Annotated in this window: 19 protein-coding genes and 1 tRNA gene; 10 read left to right on the plus strand and 10 right to left on the minus strand. The window is 73.2% G+C overall.

Annotated features, from left to right (window positions below; all coding sequences use genetic code 11):
• Positions 1-128: 128 nt before the first annotated feature.
• Positions 129-377 carry a cell division protein CrgA gene (locus ACZ5HG_RS00085; protein ID WP_464179401.1) on the minus strand — a complete coding sequence of 83 codons (249 nt, stop codon included), beginning with the start codon at positions 375-377 and terminating at the stop codon, positions 129-131.
• 110 nt (positions 378-487) lie between these two features.
• On the opposite strand from ACZ5HG_RS00085, the gene ACZ5HG_RS00090 reads away from it, so the two are divergent.
• The 4 genes from ACZ5HG_RS00090 to ACZ5HG_RS00105 are packed head-to-tail and all read left to right on the plus strand — an operon-like array spanning position 488 to position 2,995.
• Positions 488-1,453: a DUF881 domain-containing protein gene (locus ACZ5HG_RS00090; RefSeq protein ID WP_464179403.1), complete on the plus strand. Its 966-nt coding sequence runs from the start codon at positions 488-490 to the stop codon at positions 1,451-1,453.
• On the plus strand, positions 1,450-2,208 hold the full coding sequence (locus ACZ5HG_RS00095; protein ID WP_464179405.1) for a class E sortase: 759 nt from the start codon (positions 1,450-1,452) through the stop codon (positions 2,206-2,208). Before ACZ5HG_RS00090 ends, ACZ5HG_RS00095 begins: the two co-directional genes overlap by 4 nt.
• The gene (locus tag ACZ5HG_RS00100; RefSeq protein WP_464179407.1) at positions 2,208-2,366 is read left to right on the plus strand and encodes a hypothetical protein; all 159 of its coding nucleotides are present in this window, start codon (positions 2,208-2,210) and stop codon (positions 2,364-2,366) included. Before ACZ5HG_RS00095 ends, ACZ5HG_RS00100 begins: the two co-directional genes overlap by 1 nt.
• Before the next feature lie 5 nt (positions 2,367-2,371).
• Positions 2,372-2,995: an aminodeoxychorismate/anthranilate synthase component II gene (locus ACZ5HG_RS00105; RefSeq protein ID WP_464179409.1), complete on the plus strand. Its 624-nt coding sequence runs from the start codon at positions 2,372-2,374 to the stop codon at positions 2,993-2,995.
• 78 nt (positions 2,996-3,073) lie between these two features.
• On the opposite strand, the gene pknB is transcribed toward ACZ5HG_RS00105, so the two are convergent.
• From pknB to ACZ5HG_RS00140, 7 genes are read right to left on the minus strand one after another with little or no spacing between them, the layout of a single operon-like run.
• On the minus strand, positions 3,074-5,092 hold the full coding sequence (pknB, locus tag ACZ5HG_RS00110) for a Stk1 family PASTA domain-containing Ser/Thr kinase (protein WP_464179411.1): 2,019 nt from the start codon (positions 5,090-5,092) through the stop codon (positions 3,074-3,076).
• On the minus strand, positions 5,092-6,378 hold the full coding sequence (locus tag ACZ5HG_RS00115) for a serine/threonine-protein kinase (protein ID WP_464179413.1): 1,287 nt from the start codon (positions 6,376-6,378) through the stop codon (positions 5,092-5,094). The genes pknB and ACZ5HG_RS00115 overlap by 1 nt, the downstream gene beginning before the upstream one ends.
• Positions 6,375-7,838, minus strand: a complete 1,464-nt coding sequence (locus tag ACZ5HG_RS00120) for a peptidoglycan D,D-transpeptidase FtsI family protein (RefSeq protein WP_464179415.1) — start codon at positions 7,836-7,838, stop codon at positions 6,375-6,377. Before ACZ5HG_RS00120 ends, ACZ5HG_RS00115 begins: the two co-directional genes overlap by 4 nt.
• A complete protein-coding gene (locus ACZ5HG_RS00125; RefSeq protein ID WP_464179417.1) occupies positions 7,835-9,304 on the minus strand; it encodes an FtsW/RodA/SpoVE family cell cycle protein in 1,470 nt (489 codons plus the stop codon). Before ACZ5HG_RS00125 ends, ACZ5HG_RS00120 begins: the two co-directional genes overlap by 4 nt.
• Positions 9,304-10,626, minus strand: coding sequence for a PP2C family protein-serine/threonine phosphatase (locus ACZ5HG_RS00130; RefSeq protein ID WP_464179419.1), 1,323 nt, complete (start codon positions 10,624-10,626; stop codon positions 9,304-9,306). The genes ACZ5HG_RS00125 and ACZ5HG_RS00130 overlap by 1 nt, the downstream gene beginning before the upstream one ends.
• A gap of 10 nt (positions 10,627-10,636) precedes the next feature.
• Positions 10,637-11,131 carry an FHA domain-containing protein FhaB/FipA gene (locus ACZ5HG_RS00135; RefSeq protein ID WP_464179421.1) on the minus strand — a complete coding sequence of 165 codons (495 nt, stop codon included), beginning with the start codon at positions 11,129-11,131 and terminating at the stop codon, positions 10,637-10,639.
• A gap of 10 nt (positions 11,132-11,141) precedes the next feature.
• Positions 11,142-11,858, minus strand: a complete 717-nt coding sequence (locus ACZ5HG_RS00140; RefSeq protein WP_464179423.1) for an FhaA domain-containing protein — start codon at positions 11,856-11,858, stop codon at positions 11,142-11,144.
• A 217-nt stretch (positions 11,859-12,075) separates the two neighbouring features.
• On the opposite strand from ACZ5HG_RS00140, the gene ACZ5HG_RS00145 reads away from it, so the two are divergent.
• From ACZ5HG_RS00145 to ACZ5HG_RS00165, 5 genes are all read left to right on the plus strand, one after another.
• A tRNA-Leu gene (locus ACZ5HG_RS00145) sits at positions 12,076-12,158 on the plus strand.
• Between the two features lie 236 nt (positions 12,159-12,394).
• Positions 12,395-12,814 carry a hypothetical protein gene (locus ACZ5HG_RS00150; protein WP_464179425.1) on the plus strand — a complete coding sequence of 140 codons (420 nt, stop codon included), beginning with the start codon at positions 12,395-12,397 and terminating at the stop codon, positions 12,812-12,814.
• A 10-nt stretch (positions 12,815-12,824) separates the two neighbouring features.
• Positions 12,825-13,565, plus strand: coding sequence for an ATP-binding cassette domain-containing protein (locus ACZ5HG_RS00155; RefSeq protein ID WP_464179427.1), 741 nt, complete (start codon positions 12,825-12,827; stop codon positions 13,563-13,565).
• 56 nt (positions 13,566-13,621) lie between these two features.
• The gene (locus ACZ5HG_RS00160) at positions 13,622-14,887 is read left to right on the plus strand and encodes a DUF7224 domain-containing protein (RefSeq protein WP_464179429.1); all 1,266 of its coding nucleotides are present in this window, start codon (positions 13,622-13,624) and stop codon (positions 14,885-14,887) included.
• A 95-nt stretch (positions 14,888-14,982) separates the two neighbouring features.
• Positions 14,983-15,480, plus strand: coding sequence for a hypothetical protein (locus tag ACZ5HG_RS00165; protein ID WP_464179431.1), 498 nt, complete (start codon positions 14,983-14,985; stop codon positions 15,478-15,480).
• Positions 15,481-15,504: 24 nt separating this feature from the next.
• Here ACZ5HG_RS00165 and ACZ5HG_RS00170 read toward each other — a convergent pair whose 3' ends face one another.
• On the minus strand, positions 15,505-15,963 hold the full coding sequence (locus ACZ5HG_RS00170) for a MarR family winged helix-turn-helix transcriptional regulator (RefSeq protein ID WP_464179433.1): 459 nt from the start codon (positions 15,961-15,963) through the stop codon (positions 15,505-15,507).
• 117 nt (positions 15,964-16,080) lie between these two features.
• Here ACZ5HG_RS00170 and ACZ5HG_RS00175 point away from each other — a divergent pair, with 117 nt between their 5' ends.
• Entirely contained in the window at positions 16,081-17,172 is a 1,092-nt protein-coding gene (locus ACZ5HG_RS00175; RefSeq protein WP_464179435.1) for an NADH:flavin oxidoreductase/NADH oxidase, read from the plus strand.
• Positions 17,173-17,216: 44 nt separating this feature from the next.
• Here ACZ5HG_RS00175 and ACZ5HG_RS00180 read toward each other — a convergent pair whose 3' ends face one another.
• The gene (locus ACZ5HG_RS00180) at positions 17,217-18,074 is read right to left on the minus strand and encodes an aldo/keto reductase (protein ID WP_464179437.1); all 858 of its coding nucleotides are present in this window, start codon (positions 18,072-18,074) and stop codon (positions 17,217-17,219) included.
• Positions 18,075-18,102: the final 28 nt, after the last annotated feature.

The raw sequence follows: 18,102 nt of genomic DNA on the forward strand, positions 1-18,102 counted from the left end.
CGGCTGTAGTTATCCACAGCACTGTCCACGGGTTGTGGGTAACCGGGGCGTGGCCTGGGGACAGAGGTCTCCGTGCTGGGGAAACGCCTGTGATCAGCGGGTCCACGCCACCGGTCGTCCACCGGTGGTCACTTCCAGCGGGTCGCCATCCCCAGGCCGAACAGCGCGAAGCCGAAGCCGATCGCGAGGTTCCAGGACCGGATGCCCGGGATCGGGAAGTCGAAGCCGGTCAGGTAGGTGACGACGATCCACACCAGGCCGATCACCAGCGAGGCGACCAGCACGGGCACGAACCACGGGGGGTTGACGCCCGGGCCGGCGGACTTCGCCTGGGGCGCGGTGTAGTGCGACTTCTGCCGCGTCTTCGACTTGGGCACGCCGATCTCCTGATCTCGCAGCGACCGGGACGCGCGAGTCGCCTGTGGACAACTCCGCCCGACCCGAAGAACGTGCCCTAGCGTAGTGGGGGAGACCGAGGGGGTCAGCCGTGCCCGATCACCGGCAGGACGACGCGCCCGCGCACCGGGAGGACCGGGGCGCCGACGCGGATCCCCGGCGCGCCCCGCGCGAGCCCGCGTCGGGCGCCCGGCAGGAGCACGCGCACCGCGCTGAGCCGCCCGCCCCCACCCCCGAGCAGCAGCGTCGCCGTCGCGCCGTGCGCGGGTCGGTGTCGATCGGCCTGGTCATGGCGCTGTCCGGCGCCCTGTTCACCGCGAACGCCCGCCTGGCCGGCGGTGCCGACGAGCGTCAGCCGCAGGACCTCGCCGGGCTCCAGGCCAACGAGGACGCCCGGCGCGAGCGGCTGTTCGACGAGGTGACGTCCTTGCAGGCGTCGGTGGACGCGCTGACCCGGGAGCAGACCGACGCCGAGGGCGTGCAGTGGCAGTCCGCCGGCGAGGCCTACGACGTCGCCGCCGGCACCGTGGCCGTCACTGGCGAGGGGCTGGTCGTCCGCCTGGACGACGCCGCCGACGACGGGCCCCGGCCGGCAGGGGTCGGCCCGGACGACCTGGTGGTGCACCAGCAGGACCTGCAGGCCGTGATCAACGCCCTGTGGGCCGGCGGCGCCGAGGCGATGGCGCTGATGGACCAGCGGGTGATCTCGACCAGCGCGTTCCAGTGCATCGGCAACGTGCTCTCGTTGCAGGGCCGCCGCTACTCGCCGCCCTACGAGGTGACGGTGATCGGTGATCCCGACGAGCTGCGCGCCGCGCTCGCCGCCGATCCCGCGGTGCGCGCGTACCGCTCCTGGGTGTCCGCGGTCGGCCTCGGGTGGGAGGTGCAGCAGCCGTCGGGCGATCTCAGCGTGCCCGCTTACGATGGGGCGGCCGACCTGCGCCACGCCCGCGTGCCGGACGGGACCGAGGTGCTGCCCGGTCTCGTCGCCGGGACCACCGACACCGCGCCGGACGACGCCGCCGCCGGCACCGACCAGGAGGACCCGCAGGGATGACCGTCCAGCACGCCGCCCCCCGGCGCCGCCCCGGGGCCGCCGACGTCGCGCTCGGGGCGGTGGGTGTGCTCGGGGAGGTCCTCATCACCCTCGGCGTCCTGCTGCTCGCCTTCCTGGCCTGGCAGCTGTGGTGGACCGACGTCGAGGCCGACCGTGCGCAGGCCCAGGTGGTCGAGGAGCAGGGCTGGGACGAGCCGCTGGCCGCGCTGGACACCGACGACGGCCCGACGATCGTCACGCCCCGCTACGACGACCCGCCGGTGATGGACCAGCAGGAGTACCTGACGACCTTCGCGTCGATGCGGGTTCCCCGCTGGGACGGCGAGCCGACCCGCACGATCACCGAGGGCACCGACCGGCCCAACGTGCTCAACCCGCTCGGCATCGGGCACTACGAGGACACCGCCATGCCGGGCGGCGTCGGCAACTTCGCGGTCGCCGCGCACCGGACGACGTACGGCAAGCCGTTCAACCGGATCGCGGAGCTGCAGGAGGGCGACCCGATCGTCGTGTGGACGCAGGACACCTGGTACGTGTACCGGGTCACGTCCTCCGAGATCGTCATGCCGCAGGACGTCGACGTGATCGCCCCGGTCGCCGGGCAGCCCGACGCGACGCCGACCGAGCGGCAGATCACGCTGACGACCTGCCACCCGATGTTCTCCGCCCGCGAGCGGTACATCGTGCACGGGGTGCTGTCCTACTGGGCGCCCGTCTCCGAGGGCGTCCCCGCCGAGCTCGTGGAGGGGTCCTGATGTACGGATGGCTGTGGCGTCACCTGCCGGGGCCCGCGCTGGTCCGGGTGCTGCTGCTGATCGTGCTCGCCGGGCTCGTGCTGGCCGCCTGCTTCCAGTGGCTGTTCCCCTGGCTGGCGCCGTTCATGCCGTTCAACGACACGACCGTGGGGGAGTGACCACCGTGAGCAGGATCCTCGTCGTCGACAACTACGACTCCTTCGTCTACACGATCGTCGGCTACCTCGACCAGCTCGGGGCCGAGACCGTCGTCGTGCGGAACGACGCCGTGCCGCCGCTCGCCGAGCGGGAGGGCTTCGACGGCGTGCTCGTCTCGCCCGGGCCCGGTGCGCCGGCCGAGGCGGGCGCCAGCATGCAGGTGATCCGCGACTGCGCCGCCACCGGCACGCCCATGCTCGGGGTCTGCCTCGGGCACCAGGCGCTCGGCGAGGTGTTCGGCGGCACGGTCACGCACGCGCCCGAGCTGATGCACGGCAAGACCAGCCAGGTCGAGCACGACGGGCATGGGGTCCTCGCCGGCCTGCCCTCGCCGTTCACCGCCACCCGCTACCACTCGCTCGCCGTGGTCGACGGGACGGTGTCGGACGAGCTGGTGGTCACCGCCCGCGCGAACGGCATCATCATGGGCCTCCAGCACCGCACGCTGCCGCTGCACGGCGTGCAGTTCCACCCGGAGTCGGTGCTCACCGAGGGCGGCCACCGGCTGCTCGCCAACTGGCTGGCGCTGACCGGGGACGCCGGTGCCGTGGAGCGGGCCACGGGCCTGCACCCGCTCGTCCGGCCCTGAGGTCGCGCCGCTCGCGGCGGTCCGAGACGCAGAACGGCCCCGTCACCCGAGGGTGGCGGGGCCGTCGTGCGTGCGGCGTCAGGGGTTGGTGTTGCCGTTGCCGTTGCCGGAGCCGTTGTTCGAGCCCGCGGGCGGACCCTCCGAGACGGTCAGGGTCACGGTGCTGGTCAGCGAGGCCGTCGTGCCGGGCGCCGGGCTGGAGCTCATCACGTTGCCCTCGGCCACCGAGGCCGAGTTTGACGGAACGACGCGGATGTCGGTGAACCCGAGCGCCTTGAGCGCGTTGGTCGCGTCCTCCTCGGACATGTTCACGATGTTGCTCGGGATCTGTGCGCTGGTGGCGGCCACACCGACGGTCAGCTTGACCACGGTGCCCTGCGGCACGAGGCCCGCGGAGCGGTCCTGCCGGATCACGGTGCCGACCTGGGCCGGGTCCGAGGTCTCCTCGGTGACCACGTTGGCGCTGAGCTTGAGCGCGTTGAGCGCCGCGACCGCCGCGTCCTGCGTCTGCCCGGTCATGTCGGCGAGCTGGACGCGCCCGGAGGAGATGATCAGCGCGACCGGCTGGTCGGCGGTGACGGCCTGGCCGTTCGCCGGGTCGGAGCGCAGCACGCGGCCCTCGGGCTGGTCGGGCTCGTCGGCCTGCGTGATCGCGCCGACGGTGAGGCCGAGCTCCTCGATCTGGTCGCGCGCCTGGTCCTGGGTCAGCCCGGACAGGTCGGGCAGGGTGACCGAGTTCGGACCGGCCGACACCCAGTAGGACACGTCGCTGCCGTCCTCGGCGTCGGTGCCCGCGGCGGGGTCGGTGCGGGTGACCAGGCCCTCGGCCACGGTGTCGCTCGCCTCGGACTGCCGCACGGGGTTGAAGCCGGCGTCGGTGAGCGCCGCGGCGGCGTCCGCCTCGGCCAGGTTCACCACGGAGGGCACCGGGGTCGTCGTCGGCTCCTCGGTCTTGTTCCCCTGGGTGAGGATCAGGGCGATGATCCCGCCGACCGCGAGCACGCCGACGATGATCAGCGTGATCCACAGCCAGCGCTTCGAGCTCTCCGGCTCGTCGTCCTCAGGGCCGTCGGCGGCGGTGGGCAGCACCGAGGTGCCGGGGCTGGTCGGGGCCCACGCGGGGCCGGCGCCGGGCACGAGCTGGGTGGCGGCGGTGGCGGCGGCCGGGTCCATCACCTGGGTCGCGGCACCGGCACCGAGCGCGGCGGCGGCGACCGCCGGGGCGTTGACGTGACCGCCGCGGGCGGCGGCCTCCAGGTCGGCGCGGAACTCGGCGGCGGAGGAGTAGCGGGCGTCGCGCTCCTTGGCCAGGGCCTTGGCGCAGATCCGGTCGAGCGTCTCCGGCACGTCGGAGGCGACGCTGCTGGGCGCCGGGGCGATCTCCCGCACGTGCTGGTACGCGACGGCCACGGGGGAGTCGCCGACGAACGGCGGGCGGCCGGTCAGCAGCTCGAACAGCAGGCAGCCGGCGGAGTACAGGTCGGAGCGGGCGTCCACGGTCTCGCCACGGGCCTGCTCGGGGGACAGGTACTGCGCGGTCCCGATCACGGCCTGGGTCTGCGTCATCGTGGCGGCGGAGTCGGCCAGCGCGCGGGCGATGCCGAAGTCCATCACCTTGACCGCGCCGGTCGGGGTGAGCATGACGTTCGCGGGCTTGATGTCGCGGTGCACGATGCCCGCGTGGTGCGAGTACTCGAGCGCGGACAGCACGCCGGCGGTGATCTCGATCGCCTCGTCGATCGGTACGGCCTGGCCGTCGCGCAGGATGTCGCGGACGGTGTGGCCCTCGACGTACTCCATGACGATGAACGGCACGTGGCCGACCGCCCCGGTGGTGGGGTCGGTGACGACGTCCTCGCCGGTGTCGTAGACGGCGACGATCGCGGGGTGGTTCAGCGCGGCGGCGGCCTGCGCCTCGCGGCGGAACCGCGCCTGGAAGGAGGGGTCGCGCGCGAGGTCCGAGCGCAGGATCTTGATCGCGACCGTGCGCCCGAGACGGGTGTCGTGCCCGATGTGCACCTCGGCCATGCCGCCGCGGCCGATGAGCTCTCCGACCTCGTACCGTCCGGCGAGGATCCGGGATCCGTCGTCCACCACTAGGCGTCCTTCGCTGTCGTCGTTCGTGAGTCCCGCGCGATCACGGGCTCGTCGAGGAAGATCATCCCATCTGGGGCATCCGCACGAGCGTAGCCGGGCGTGTCCGGGGCGATCAGGGGGTCCCAGGCGCCGATCATGCGACCGGCGAGGGCCGCACCGAGCAGAGCCACCAGCAGCACGCCGAGCGCCACCAGCGGCCAGCGCACCCGTCGCCCGGACGACGCCACGCGCACGTGCGCACGGGTGGTCGGGTGGCCGGCGTGCGCGCCGGGGGCCCGGTGCGTCGGTGCCGAGGCCGGCTGGGTGCGGCGGCCGGTCCGCGGGTCGAAGGAGGGCGGCGCGTCGGCGGTGCCGTCGGAGGCGCCCGGGCCGGGCCACTGCGGGCCACGGGCGTCGGCGGGACGGCTGCGTGAGGCGTGCGCGGCGCGACCGGGGACGATCGTCACCGGCGGGGCCCCGCCGGGCGGGGTGTGCGCCTCCAGGGCGTCGAACATGCGCGCGACCTCCTCCGCGGACCCGGGCCGGGTGGCGGGGTCCTTGGCGAGCAATCGCATGATCAGCGCCGCGAGCTGCGGCTCCACCGAGGCAGGCAGCGGCGGCACGGCGGTGTTCACGTGCGCGACGGCGATGTCCACCGCGGTCGGGCCGGTGAACGGGCGGTGCCCGACGCTGGCCTCGTAGGCGATGATCCCGAGCGCGTACAGGTCGGAGGCCGCGGTCGCGGGGCCGCCGACGGCCTGCTCGGGGGACAGGTACTGCGCGGTGCCCATCACCATGCCGGTGGCGGTCATCGGCACCTGGTTGCTGGACAGCGAGACGCCGAAGTCGGTGATCTTCACCTTGCCGGAGGGCGTGAGCAGGATGTTGCCGGGCTTCACGTCGCGGTGCACCACCCCGGCGGCGTGCGCGGCGTGCAGCGCCCGGGCGGTCTGCGCCAGGATCGGCAGCAGCCGACGCGGCGGGAGCACCGGCTCGCGGTCGAGCAGGTCGCTCATCGGTTCGCCGAGGATCAGCTCCATCACCAGGAACGCCGAGCCGTCCTGCTCGCCGTAGTCGTAGAGCGCGGCGATCCCGGAGTGGGACAGCGAGCCCGCGTTGCGCGCCTCGGTGCGGAAGCGCTCGAGGAACCCCTGGTCGCCGGCGAACTCCTCGCGCAGCACCTTGACGGCGATCTCCCGGTCCAGCGCCTCGTCGTGCGCCGCCCAGACCTCGCCCATGCCGCCGACGGCGATCTGCCGGGTCAGGTGGTAGCGGCCGCCCAGCACCAGCCCCTCGGACGGCCTCACTGCCCGATCACCGCCTGCATCACCGCGCGGGCGATCGGGGCGGCGACCTTGCCACCGGTGGCCTCGCTGCCGGCGTCGCCGCCGTGCTCCACGATCACCGCGACGGCCACCTGCGGGTTGTCGGCGGGCGCGAAGCCGGTGAACCAGGCGTGCGGGTTCTCGCCGGAGACGGTCTGCGCGGTGCCGGTCTTGCCGGCGACCTGCACGCCGGAGATCTGCGCCGCGGTGCCGGAGCCGGACTGGACGACGCCGAGCATCATGCTGGTCAGCGCCTGCGCGGTGCTCGCGGACACCGCCTGCGAGTACTCCGTGGGCTCGGTCTGGCTGACCACGTCGAGGTCGGCGGTCCGCACGGTGTCCACCAGGTACGGGGTCATCAGCGTGCCGCCGTTGGCGATGGCGGCGGCGACCATCGCCATCTGCACCGGGGTCGCGCGCACCTCGAACTGGCCGATCGCGGACTGCGCGGTCTGCGGCTGGTCGAGCTCGGCGGGGAAGACGCTGTCGGCGAGCTTCATCGGGATCATCAGGTCCTCGTCGGCGTCGAAGCCGAACTTCTCGGCCTGCTCGCGCAACGCGTCGTCACCCAGACCGACGCCGAGCTCGGCGAAGGCGGTGTTGCAGGAGATCCGCAGCGCGTCGGAGAGCGACATCTGCCCGGAGCTGCTGCACGACGAGCCGCCGAAGTTGCTCAGCGCCCGGCTGGTGCCCGGGGGCGTGTAGGTGTCCGGTGCGGAGATCATCGTGTCGGCGGTGTACTGCCCGGACTCCAGCGCGGCGGCGGCCGTGACCAGCTTGAACGTCGACCCCGGGGGGTAGTTCTGGCTGGTCGCCTTGTTGAGCAGCGGGTCGCCGTCGGCGTCCAGCAGCTGCTGGTAGGCGGTGGTCGCGGCCGAGGTGTCGTGGGTGGCCAGCGCGTTCGGGTCGAAGCCGGGGGTGGACACCATCGCGAGGATGCGGCCGGTGGACGGCTCGATCGCGACGACCGCGCCGTTCTGCCCGCCGAGCGCGTCCCACGCCGCCTGCTGCGCGGCCGGGTCGAGGGTCAGCTCGATCGAGGAGCCCTGCGGCTGGCGCCCGGTGATCAGGTCCTGCATCCGGGACCAGAACAGCGAGTCCGCCTGCCCGGTGAGCTCGCTGTTCATCGCGCGCTCGAGCTGGCTGCCGCCGTTCACGATCGAGTAGAAGCCGGTGACCGCGGAGTACATCGCGGCGGTCTCCGCGGGGTAGGAGCGCTGGTAGCCGAAGGGGTCGTCCACGGCGGTGGACAGCGCCACCGACTGCCCGGCCACCACGATCGGGCCGCGCGGGCTTCCGTACTCCCGGTACAGCGTGCGGACGTTGCGCGGGTCGTTGTTCAGCGCGCTCGCCTGCCCGAACTGCACCCAGGTGGTCCCGGTCAGCAGCACGAGGAACATCACGACCGTCACGGTCGCGAGCCGGCGCAGGGCGGTGTTCACGGGCGACCACCTCCCGAGGTGCGGCGCAGGGCGACGGTCGGCTCGTCGTCCCCGGGGCCGGTGCCGGGGCGGCCGGCCTCGACGGGGACGCCGACCGCCGGGGTCGCCAGGATCTCGGCGGAGGGGTCGGGCGCGGGACGGCGCGCGTCGTCGGAGATCCGTAGCAGCAGGGCGACGATCACCCAGTTGGCCAGCAGCGACGAGCCGCCGTACGCGAGGAACGGTGTGGTCAGGCCGGTGAGCGGGATGATCCGGGTGATCCCGCCGACCACCACGAAGCACTGGAACGCGATCACGAAGCCGAGGCCGGCGGACAGCAGCTTGCCGAAGCCGTCGCGCACGCCGATCGCCGTGCGCATGCCGCGCTGGGTCAGCACCAGGTACAGCACCAGGATCGCCATCAGCCCGGTCAACCCGAGCTCCTCGCCCAGCGAGGCGACGATGAAGTCGGACTCGGCGTAGGGCACCAGGTCGGGACGCCCCTGGCCCCAGCCCGTGCCGAACAGCCCGCCGGAGGCCATGCCGAAGAGCCCGCGCACCAGCTGGCCGGAGCCGCCGGGCCACCTGTCGAACACCTCGGGGTCCAGCGCGTTCAGCCAGACGTCGAAGCGCGCGGCCACGTGCCCGAAGGACGCGGCCGCCGCGGCGACTCCGCCGGCGAACATCAGCAGGCCGATGACGATCCAGGACAGCCGCTCGGTGGCGACGTACAGCATCGCCACGAACAGGCCGAAGAACAGCAGGGACGTGCCGAGGTCCCGCTCCAGCACCAGCACCGCGATCGACGCCGCCCAGACCACGATGATCGGGCCGAGGTCGCGCAGCCGGGGCAGCTGGAGGCCGAGCACCTTGGGGCCGGCGAGCGCGAGCGTGTCGCGGTGCGTCACCAGGTAGCCGGCGAAGAACACCGCCAGCGCGATCTTGCCGAGCTCGGCCGGCTGCAGGGAGAAGCCGAGCGCCCGCACCCAGATCCGGGCACCGTTGATCGTCACGCCGAGCCCGGGGATCAGCGGCAGCACGATCAGCGCGAGGCCGACCACCATCGCCGTGTACGTGTACCGGCGCAGCGTGCGGTGGTCGCGCAGCACGATCAGCACCAGGCAGGCCAGCACCACCGAGATCGCCGACCAGGCGAGCTGCTTCGGCGCGAACATCTCCACGCCCTCGCGGCCCTCACGGGCCAGGTCGATCCGGTAGATCATCGCCAGGCCGATGCCGTTCAGCGCCACGACCACGGGCAGGATCACCGGGTCGGCGTAGGGCGCCCGCCAGCGCAGCACCAGGTGCACCAGCAGCGCCAGGCCGGCCATGCCGGCGCCGTAGCCGAGCACGTCCGCCGGCACCTCGCCGGTGACACCGATGCCGACCAGCGCGTACGCGGCCACGCCGATCACCAGCGCGACCGCCGTGAGCACGAGCTCGGCGCCCCGGCCCGCGCGCACCCGGTGCGCCTCGACCGTCGCCATCAGGGGCCGGTCGCAGGGGTCGTGGTGGCCGTGCTGGGTTCCGGCGTCGGCTCCTCGTCGGCCTCCGGCACCGCGTCCAGGTGCAGCAGGCGCACGCGCTCGCGGGCGTCGGCCAGCGAGGCGGTGTGGATCGTCTGCTCGACCCGGTCCAGCACGTACGGCGGCAGGTCGTCCACCGCGAGGTCCGAGCGCTCCACGACGTCCGACAGGGTGATCGGGCCGATCGTCTGCGGGATGCCGCGGTAGATCGCCACCACGTCGTCGGCCACGCCCACGTAGTACTGGGTCTGCGTCCAGCGGTAGAAGCCGGTCAGCCCGCCGAGCACCACCACCAGCGCCACCAGCCACAGCACCAGCGTGCGCACCCGTCGGCGGGGGCGCGCGGGCTCCGCGTCCTCGTCGTGCGCCGGGGCGGCACCGTCGTCAGGGCCGGCCACGACCGCGACGCCCCGGCCGGGAGTGTTCGCCACCCGGGACAGCTCGGCCGCCCGCGCCGCGGGGCCGTCGGCGGCGGCGGTCGGGCGATCACGGTTCACCGCCGCCGACCCGACCACCTGTGCGCTCGTCGTCGGCGCGGTGCCGTCGGGCAGGTCGTCCAGGTCCAGCACGTCCGCGACCAGCACCGTCACGTTGTCGCCGCCGCCGGCCCGCAGCGCGAGCTGCACCAGCCGCTCCGCGCAGGCGTCCACGTCCGGCACCTCGTACAGGGTGCGCGCGATCGTGTCGCCGCTGACGAAGCCGGACAGGCCGTCCGAGCACAGCAGCCACCGGTCGCCCGGGCGCGCCTCGCGCACCGACAGGTCCGGGGCGATGTCCACGTCGAAGTCGCCCAGGACGCGCATCACCACCGAGCGCTGCGGGTGGTGCTCCGCCTCCTCCGGCGTGATCTTGCCGGTGTTCACCAGGTGCTGCACGAAGGTGTGGTCCGTGGTGACCTGCGTCAGCACGCCGTCACGGAACAGGTAGCCGCGCGAGTCGCCGAGGTGCACCATCGCCAGCTTGTTGCCGGCGCGCAGGATCGCGGTGACCGTCGTGCCCATCCCGGCGAGGTCCGGGTCGGCGACCGTCCGGGCGATGATCTCCTCGCGCGCGCCCTCCAGCGCCCGCTCCAGCTCGTCCAGCGCGTCGTCCGGGCCGTGCGCCTCGCCGTCGAGCGGCGCCAGCGCCGCCACCGCCACCGAGGACGCGACGTCGCCGCCCGCGTGCCCGCCCATCCCGTCGGCGACCACCAGCAGGTGCGGCCCGGCGTAGGCCGAGTCCTGGTTGTTCGAGCGGACCAGTCCCACGTCGGACCGGGCGGCGTAGCGCAGCGCGATGCTCACGGTCGTCCCGTCACCCCTGCAGCTCGAGGACGCTCTGGCCGATCCGGACGCGTCCGCCGGGACGCACCGCCACCGGCGAGGTGACCTTCTGGTCGTCGAGGAATGTGCCGTTCGTCGACCCCAGGTCTTCCACGTACCACTGACCGTCCTCGGCGAACAGCCGCGCGTGCCGCGAGGAGGAGTAGTCGTCGTCCAGCACCAGCGTGCACGCCGGCGCCCGGCCGATCAGCACCGCCGAGGAGCCCAGCGGCAGCGTCGTCCCGCGCAGCGGGCCCTCCGTCACCACCAGCCGCGACGGACCGGCGGCGCGGGTGCGTCCCCGCGGACGGTCCTCGCGCGGGGCCGGCGCAGCGGGTGCCTGGGCCGCAGCCTTCGCGTTGCGGGCACGGCTCACGATCCGCGTGCCGTACAGGTCGCGACGCAGCACGGCGATCGCGGACAGCACGAAGGCCCACAGGAGCACCAGGTACCCCAGCCGCAGCAGAGTGACGGTCAGCTCACTCATGTGCCTGCGTTCACTCGCCCGGCTCCTGTCCGCCGTCGCCGTCGCCCGTCCAGAACATGATGCGGGTCCGACCGATCGTCAACGTGTTCCCGTCCAGGAGTGTCGCCGCAGGGACCTGATGTCCCTCCACGAACAACCCGTTGGTGGACCCCAGGTCCGAGGCCACCACGCCCGACGGCCCGACCCGGATCTCCAGGTGGCGCCGGGAGACCCCCGGGTCGTCCACCACGATGTCGGCCTCCGAGCCGCGACCGATCACCGTGACCGGCCCGGTCAGCAGGTACCGCTGGCCGTCGATGTCGATCAGCGGGTGCCGCGGGCTCGGCGCCGACGACGTCGCCGGTGCCGCCGTGCCCCGCACCGTCGCGGAACGCACCCGGAACCGACCCGTCTCCAGGTCCTCGTACTCGTGGAACGCCACCGTCACCGGACCCACGAAGGCGTACCGCTGACCCGTCGCGTGCTCGGTCACGTTCGCCGCCAGCTCGTCGGCCAGCGCCTCCGCGCCCCACGCCTCCACCTGGTCGTAGTCCCCGGGGGACAGCTCCAGCGTGAACTCGTTCGGCACCACCGTGCGGTCCCGGCCCACCACGGCGGCCCGGTCGTCGACCTCGCGGCGCAGCGCGCTCGCCAGCTCCACCGGCTTGACCTCGCTGCGGAACGCCTTGGCGAAGGCGGTGTTCACCACCCGCTCGACCCCGTGCTCGAACCGGTCGAGGATGCCCACGCCATCACCTCCTTCACCGCGCGTCAGTCAGCGTCGCACGTGGGGGGACGTGCGACTTCTGCGGTAGATGGTAGCCACGCGGGGGCTCCGGCGGGTCGTCGCGGGGCGAGGGTCGGGCGAGGGAATCGTGCGCGAGGTGCGTGCGGCGGGTCCTGGCGGGGGCGCTGGCAGGGGCGATGTCAGGGGGGTGGTCCGGATCGTGTTAATCTTCTCCAGCGCGCGAGTGGCGGAACGGCAGACGCGCTGGCTTCAGGTGCCAGTGTCCGAAAGGGCGTGGGGGTTCAAATCCCCCCTCGCGCACACATCCCGGGAACCCCCGGTCGGAGTGATCCGGCCGGGGGTTCTTGCATGTCCGGCAGCCCGCGGGACAGCGCCGGCCCCGTACCGCCGCCCCCGCACACGGCGATGCGGTGTGACTCAGGTCACAGAGTCGGCCCAGGAACTGCCTGCGCTGCACGCGATGCGCTGATAGGAATGTTGTGTCAAAAGCAACGTGGCGTCACGAATCGACGTCCACAATCGAATCAGGGGGCATCATGAAAATCGCACGGGTCTCAGCATCGCTGTCGGTCGCCGTCTCGCTGCTGCTGGCGGGGGCGGGCGTCGCGCTGGCGGAGGGCGGTTTCAACTCGAGCATCTCGGGCTGGCTGCCTGGCATCTCGTCGCGCGACTGGGCCGACAAGAACACCGACGCCGTGTCGACCACCGTCAAGCTGGGCGGCTGCCGGTACGACGTCCTGCCTGGATTCAGCTACGCCACGATTCAGGTGAGCAAGCGCAACGGCATTCTTCCCGACCAGAACATGGGGCGGAAGTCGCTTTACTGCTCGAGCTCGGCGACCGGAAACTGGGGACGTCTCGGTGCGGCGACGTACCGGTTCACGCTGACCGGGATCAACGGCAGCGACCGTGCCGACGACAAGTTCTACGCGTCGACGGTCGCGGTCGCCTACTGAGACCTGCGGCATGACTCGCTCTCCGGACGGCTCGGCGCAGGCGCGCCCGCACGGGCTGCACTACGACGACATCTCCTTCGGCTATCGGCGTGGTCGCCCTCCTGTCATCGACGGTCTCACCTGGTCCCCGCGACCAGGCCGCACCGTGCTGCTGGGACCGAACGGGGCCGGCAAGTCGACCGTGCTCGCCCTCGGCGCGCGGGCGCTGCTCCCGACGAAGGGCAGCGTCCGCGTCGGCGACGTCGGATGGATGCCACAACGCGTCGCTGCGGTCGCCGGCCTGCGGGTGCGCGAGCAGGTCGCCTATGCCGGCTGGCTCCACGGGATGTCGCGACGAGGGGCCTTGGCGGGCGCGGACGTGGCGCTCGAGCGGGTGGGCCTGGCTGATCGTGCCGGAACGCGGGTGTCCGAGCTGTCCGGTGGGCAGCTGCGCCGGGTCGGTCTCGCGGAGGCGCTGGTCGTCGATCCGGACGTGCTGCTGCTCGACGAGCCCACCTCCGGGCTGGACCCGCAGCAGCGCGCCCGGTTCCGGTCCGTGCTCCAGGAGCTTCCGAGCGGCCGCAGCGTGGTCGTCTCGACGCACCAGGTCGACGATCTCGGCGACCTGTTCGAGCACGTGGTGGTGCTGCTGGACGGCCGGATCGCCTTCGACGGGTCGCTGGAGGAGTTCCTCGCGCCTGCTGACGGGCAGTCCGAGGCCAGGCGCGCCGAAGAGGCGTACCGACTCGTGCTCGACACGGTGCCCTCGTGACGCCTTCGGCGCGTTGGGCCACGTCCGGCGCCTCATGGACCCTTCCGCTGTGCATCGTGCTCGGAGTCGCGATCCTGCTCGTCGACGGCACGGTGCTCGACCCGTCCTCGATCGCCGTGGCGACGCTGGGTGGTTCGAGCGTGGTGGTGGTGGCGCCCGTCGTGGCGGCGGGTGCCGCCTGGTCGGTCGGGCGCCTGCGCCGTGCCGGATGGTGGGCGCGGCCGCGTGGTCGATCGATGGTCGTCGTCGTCGCGGACCTGATCTGGCCGCATGTCGTCGCCGGCCTGTCGGGGATCGCGGCGAGCGTCCTCGCGGCGATGTCGACCTACGGGTTCTGGACAGTGCCCGACCCGCGCCCGCTGGTCGCATCGGCGGCGATGATCGTCGCGGCGGCGGTGTCAGGTGCGGCCCTCGGTCGGCACCTGCGGGACCTGATCGCGCTGCCGGTGGCGATCGGTGGCTGGTACTACGTGCTCGCCTTCCCGCCGGCGCTGGAGCCCACCTGGTTGCGGCACCTCGTCGTCATCCGTGACTGCTGCCAGATCAGCCGTACGCTCGACATGTCCGTCGTGATCGCGGTGGTCGCCACCGCGACGGCCGTCGTCGCGCTGTCTGCGGCGCTCCTCGTCGCTCCACCGCGCCGGGGGCCGCTCGCCATCGGGGCCGTCGCCACGACGCTGTGCCTCGTCCTGGCGGTGTCGTTGGTGCAGGGCCGAGGCTACGACCCGACGTCCGCGAGGCGTGGTGACCTGGTGTGCGCCGGGTCGACCACCGCCCCCGACATCTGCGTGTGGCCGGAGCACGCCGCCGAGGTCGACCGACTGCTCCGGCTGACGGCTCCGCCCGTGGCGGCGGTGGCTGAGGCGATGTCATTGGACGTGCCGACGTCGTTCACCGAGGACGAGCGCGCCGACCAGGCCGCGGGCGAGCGGTTCTTCGCCATGAGCGCCGGTGCCAGCGATCATGAGCTGGTCGCCTCGGTCGGCGCGGCCGCATTCCCCCGCCTGTCCGACGGCTGCGTCGAGCGACTCGACGCGGCGGCTCAGGGGCGCGGTCCGATCGCGCCGGAGTCGGCGAGCACGCTCTACGACGCTCAGCAGCTCGGGGCGCTCTGGTGGGCCACCCGGACGACGTTGGAGTCCCAGGGCCGGCCGGTCGAGGACGGCACCCAGGGCGTCCGCGAGCTGACCGGCACGGACCCGACGGACGCGTTCCTGCAGCTCTGGTCGTCGGATGACGCCGAGGTGACCGCCTGGCTGCGCGCCGTCGGCGACGCGGTCCTCACCTGCGACCCCGAGCACGTTCCGGGCCTGGGCTCGTGACCTGGTACGCCACGGCGCGCTATCTCGGGCGTGTGGCTCCGGTCGTCGTCGTCGTCTGCGCTCTGACGGTGCTCTGGTCAGGGGTGCCGCTTCCCGTGCCGAACCTGGGAGGGGGCGTGACGCTGGGCGTGCCGGCTGCGCTGCTGCTGCCGTCGTGCGCGGCACTGGCGGTCGTCGGGGCGTTCGTCGGGTCCGGCGATCACGTCGAGAGGTCGGCGACGCGCCCGCTGACCCTGCTGGACCGGACGACGTGCGTCCTCCTCGTGCTCCTCGGTGTCGCGGTGCTCCTGGCCGCAGGAGTGTTCACGCGAGAGCCACTCCTGGTGGCGGGAGCACGGAACCTGGTCGGCTTCACGGGAGTCGGGCTCGTGGCGCGTCGAGTGCTGGGGTCCCGTGCGGCACCCTCGGCGCCGGTGGTGGTGGCGCTGCTGACGGGGGTGTTCGGCCAGGCGAACGACCCCTCGATCTGGTTCTGGCCGCTGCGTGAGCCGGTCGACGTCGTGGCGGCGGTGCTCGCGGTGGCGTGGTTCGTCACCGGGCTCGCGCTCGGGCTGGGCAGATCCGTCGGTCGTCCGGGCGGCGTCGCAGTCTGACCGCCGTCAGCCGTCCACCGTGCGTCAGACCCCCGCCGGCTCCTCCTCGCAGGCGAGGAACGACGCGGCCAGCCCGCGCAGCTCCGGCACCTGCTCCGCCTCGTCCAGCCGCAGCTCGAGCACCCGGTCGTGCGTGGGTCGTGCCTGCGCGAGCAGCGCCTGGCCGGCGTCGGTGAGCTCGGTGTAGATGCCGCGGCGGTCGTCCTCGCAGAGGATGCGGCGCAGCAGGCCGCGCTCCTCGAGGCGGTTGACCAGGCGGGTGGTGGCGCTGGAGGAGAGGGCGGCGGCACGGGCGAGCTGCTGCATGCGCATGTGCCAGGTGGCCTGCCGGGCGAGGGCCTCGAGCACGGTGAACTCGACGACGGACAGGCCGTGCGCCTGCTGGAGCTCCTTCTCGAGGGCGACGTCGATGAACGAGTGCAGGGCGACGAGCCGTCGCCAACCGTGCGCGCGGATCTCGACCGCAGTGTCCGGGGCTGCCATGCCACACCTCCTGCTTCCGCCGCGAGGGTACCAGTCTGACGCCGATAGCGCGCGTGTGCAACTATGTACCAGGCGTGCGCAACAGTTGCGCACGCGCCGTAACTGTCGGAGGTCGTCGTGTCCCAAGAGCTGTTCGAGCCCATCACCCTGGGCGAGGTGCAGGTCCGCAACCGCATCTGGGTGCCGCCGATGTGCCAGTACGCGGTGGAGAAGCAGGACGGCGCGGCGACGCCGTGGCACCTGGTGCACTACGGGTCGATGGCCCGGGGCGGCGCGGGCGCGGTGATCGTCGAGGCGACCGCGGTGGTGCCGGAGGGGCGCATCTCGGCGAAGGACCTGGGCCTGTGGAACGACGAGCAGCGCGACGCGCTCGCGCCGATCGCCTCCTTCATCCGGGAGCAGGGCGCGGTGGCCGGCATCCAGCTCGCGCACGCGGGTCGCAAGGCGAGCGCGTGGCCGGAGTGGGGTACCGAGCAGAAGAACGGCAGCGTGCCGGTGGACCAGGGCGGCTGGGATATCGTCGGGCCCTCGGCGGTGCCGTTCGAGGGGATGCGGGTGCCGCAGGCGCTGGACGCGGCAGGCCTGACCGCTGTGGTCGAGGCGTTCGCGGCGGCCGCGCGACGGGCGGTCGACGCCGGCTTCGAGCTGCTGGAGGTGCACGCAGCGCACGGCTACCTGCTGCACGAGTTCCTCTCGCCGCTGAGCAACCGGCGCGAGGACGAGTACGGCGGATCGCTGGAGAACCGGGCGCGCCTGCTGATCGAGGTGGTGGACGCGATCCGCGCCGAGGTCGGCAGCGGGCCGGCGCTGGTGGTGCGGATGTCGGCGACGGAGTGGACCGAGGGCGGCGCCGACCTGGACGAGAGCGTGCAGGTCGCCGGCTGGCTGCGCGAGCACGGGGTGCACCTGGTCGACGTGTCGACGGCGGGCAACGTGCTGGCGTCGATCGCGGTCGGCCCGGGCTACCAGGTGCCGTTCGCGACGGCGATCCGTGAGCGTGCCGGGATCCCGACGGGTGCGGTGGGGATGATCGTGGACCCGATGCAGGCGGAGCACGTGCTGCTGACCGGTCAGGCGGACGTGGTGCTGGTCGGCCGCGAGATGCTGCGCGACCCGCACTTCGCGCTGCGCGCCGCCCGCGCGGTGCGGGCGGAGGCACCGGTGCCGGCGGCGTACCGCCGGGCGTACCGGCAGGACCCGCGCGGCTAGCCGCGGACGGGGCGCACGGCGGGCGCGTCCTGGGCGCGCCCGCCTCAGGCCAGCTGCCGGGGCCGGATGAACCGCTGCACGCCGGACAGCACCCACCGGGGCGTGCGCATCAGCGGGCGGTCCCGGCCGAGGGCGTCGATCGCGGCCATCTCCTGCTCGGACAGCGCGAAGTCGAAGACGTCGAGGTTGGCGGCGATGTGCGCGGGGTTCGTGGACCGAGGGATCGCGACGTACCCGTGCTGCACGTGCCAGCGCAGGATCACCTGGACGGGGCTCCGGCCGAGGCGGGTGGCGGCCGCGGTGATCGCGGGCTCGGCGAGCAGGTCGGTGGCGCCGTGGCCGATCGGGTACCAGGCCTCGGGCACGATCCCCTCCGCGCGCAGGAAGGGGAGCAGGTCGGCCTGCTGCCAGTAGGGGTGCAGCTCGACCTGGTCGACCACCGGGCGGACGCGGGCGGTGCGCAGCAGGGTGCGCAGGTCGTCCGCCGAGAAGTTGCTGACGCCGAGGGAACGGATCGTGCCGGCGTCGACGGCCTCCTCCAGGGCGCGCCAGGCGCCGGGGACATCGCCGACGGGCTGGTGCAGCAGCATCAGGTCGACGTGGTCGGTGCCGAGCCGGTCCAGCGCGGCGGTGATCGCGGCGCGGGCGCGCGGGTAGGCGTAGTCCGAGGGCCAGATCTTGGTGGTGAGCAGGATCTCGTCCCGGGGGACGCCGGAGGCGGCGATCCCGCGCCCGACGGCGCGCTCGTTGCCGTAGACGGCGGCGGTGTCGAGCAGGCGGTAGCCGGCCTGGAGCGCGGTGCGCACCGCCGCCTCGCACACGCCGGCCCGGGTCACCTGGTAGACCCCGAGGCCGATCTGCGGCATTTCCGTGCCGTCGGCCAGGGTCGCTGTCGTCGTCATGGGGACGACGGTACGGGCCGGTCGCCGG

Source organism: Cellulomonas sp. GTC20042 (genome assembly GCF_055389595.1).

What these genes read in the sequence shown, in the direction of transcription:
- ACZ5HG_RS00095 (WP_464179405.1), top strand. Translation starts at nt 1,450, where the DNA reads ATGACCGTCCAGCACGCCGCCCCCCGGCGCCGCCCCGGGGCCGCCGAC.
- ACZ5HG_RS00100 (WP_464179407.1), top strand. Translation starts at nt 2,208, where the DNA reads ATGTACGGATGGCTGTGGCGTCACCTGCCGGGGCCCGCGCTGGTCCGG.
- ACZ5HG_RS00125 (WP_464179417.1), bottom strand. Translation starts at nt 9,304, where the DNA reads ATGGCGACGGTCGAGGCGCACCGGGTGCGCGCGGGCCGGGGCGCCGAG.
- ACZ5HG_RS00135 (WP_464179421.1), bottom strand. Translation starts at nt 11,131, where the DNA reads ATGAGTGAGCTGACCGTCACTCTGCTGCGGCTGGGGTACCTGGTGCTC.
- ACZ5HG_RS00150 (WP_464179425.1), top strand. Translation starts at nt 12,395, where the DNA reads ATGAAAATCGCACGGGTCTCAGCATCGCTGTCGGTCGCCGTCTCGCTG.
- ACZ5HG_RS00155 (WP_464179427.1), top strand. Translation starts at nt 12,825, where the DNA reads ATGACTCGCTCTCCGGACGGCTCGGCGCAGGCGCGCCCGCACGGGCTG.
- ACZ5HG_RS00170 (WP_464179433.1), bottom strand. Translation starts at nt 15,963, where the DNA reads ATGGCAGCCCCGGACACTGCGGTCGAGATCCGCGCGCACGGTTGGCGA.
- ACZ5HG_RS00180 (WP_464179437.1), bottom strand. Translation starts at nt 18,074, where the DNA reads ATGACGACGACAGCGACCCTGGCCGACGGCACGGAAATGCCGCAGATC.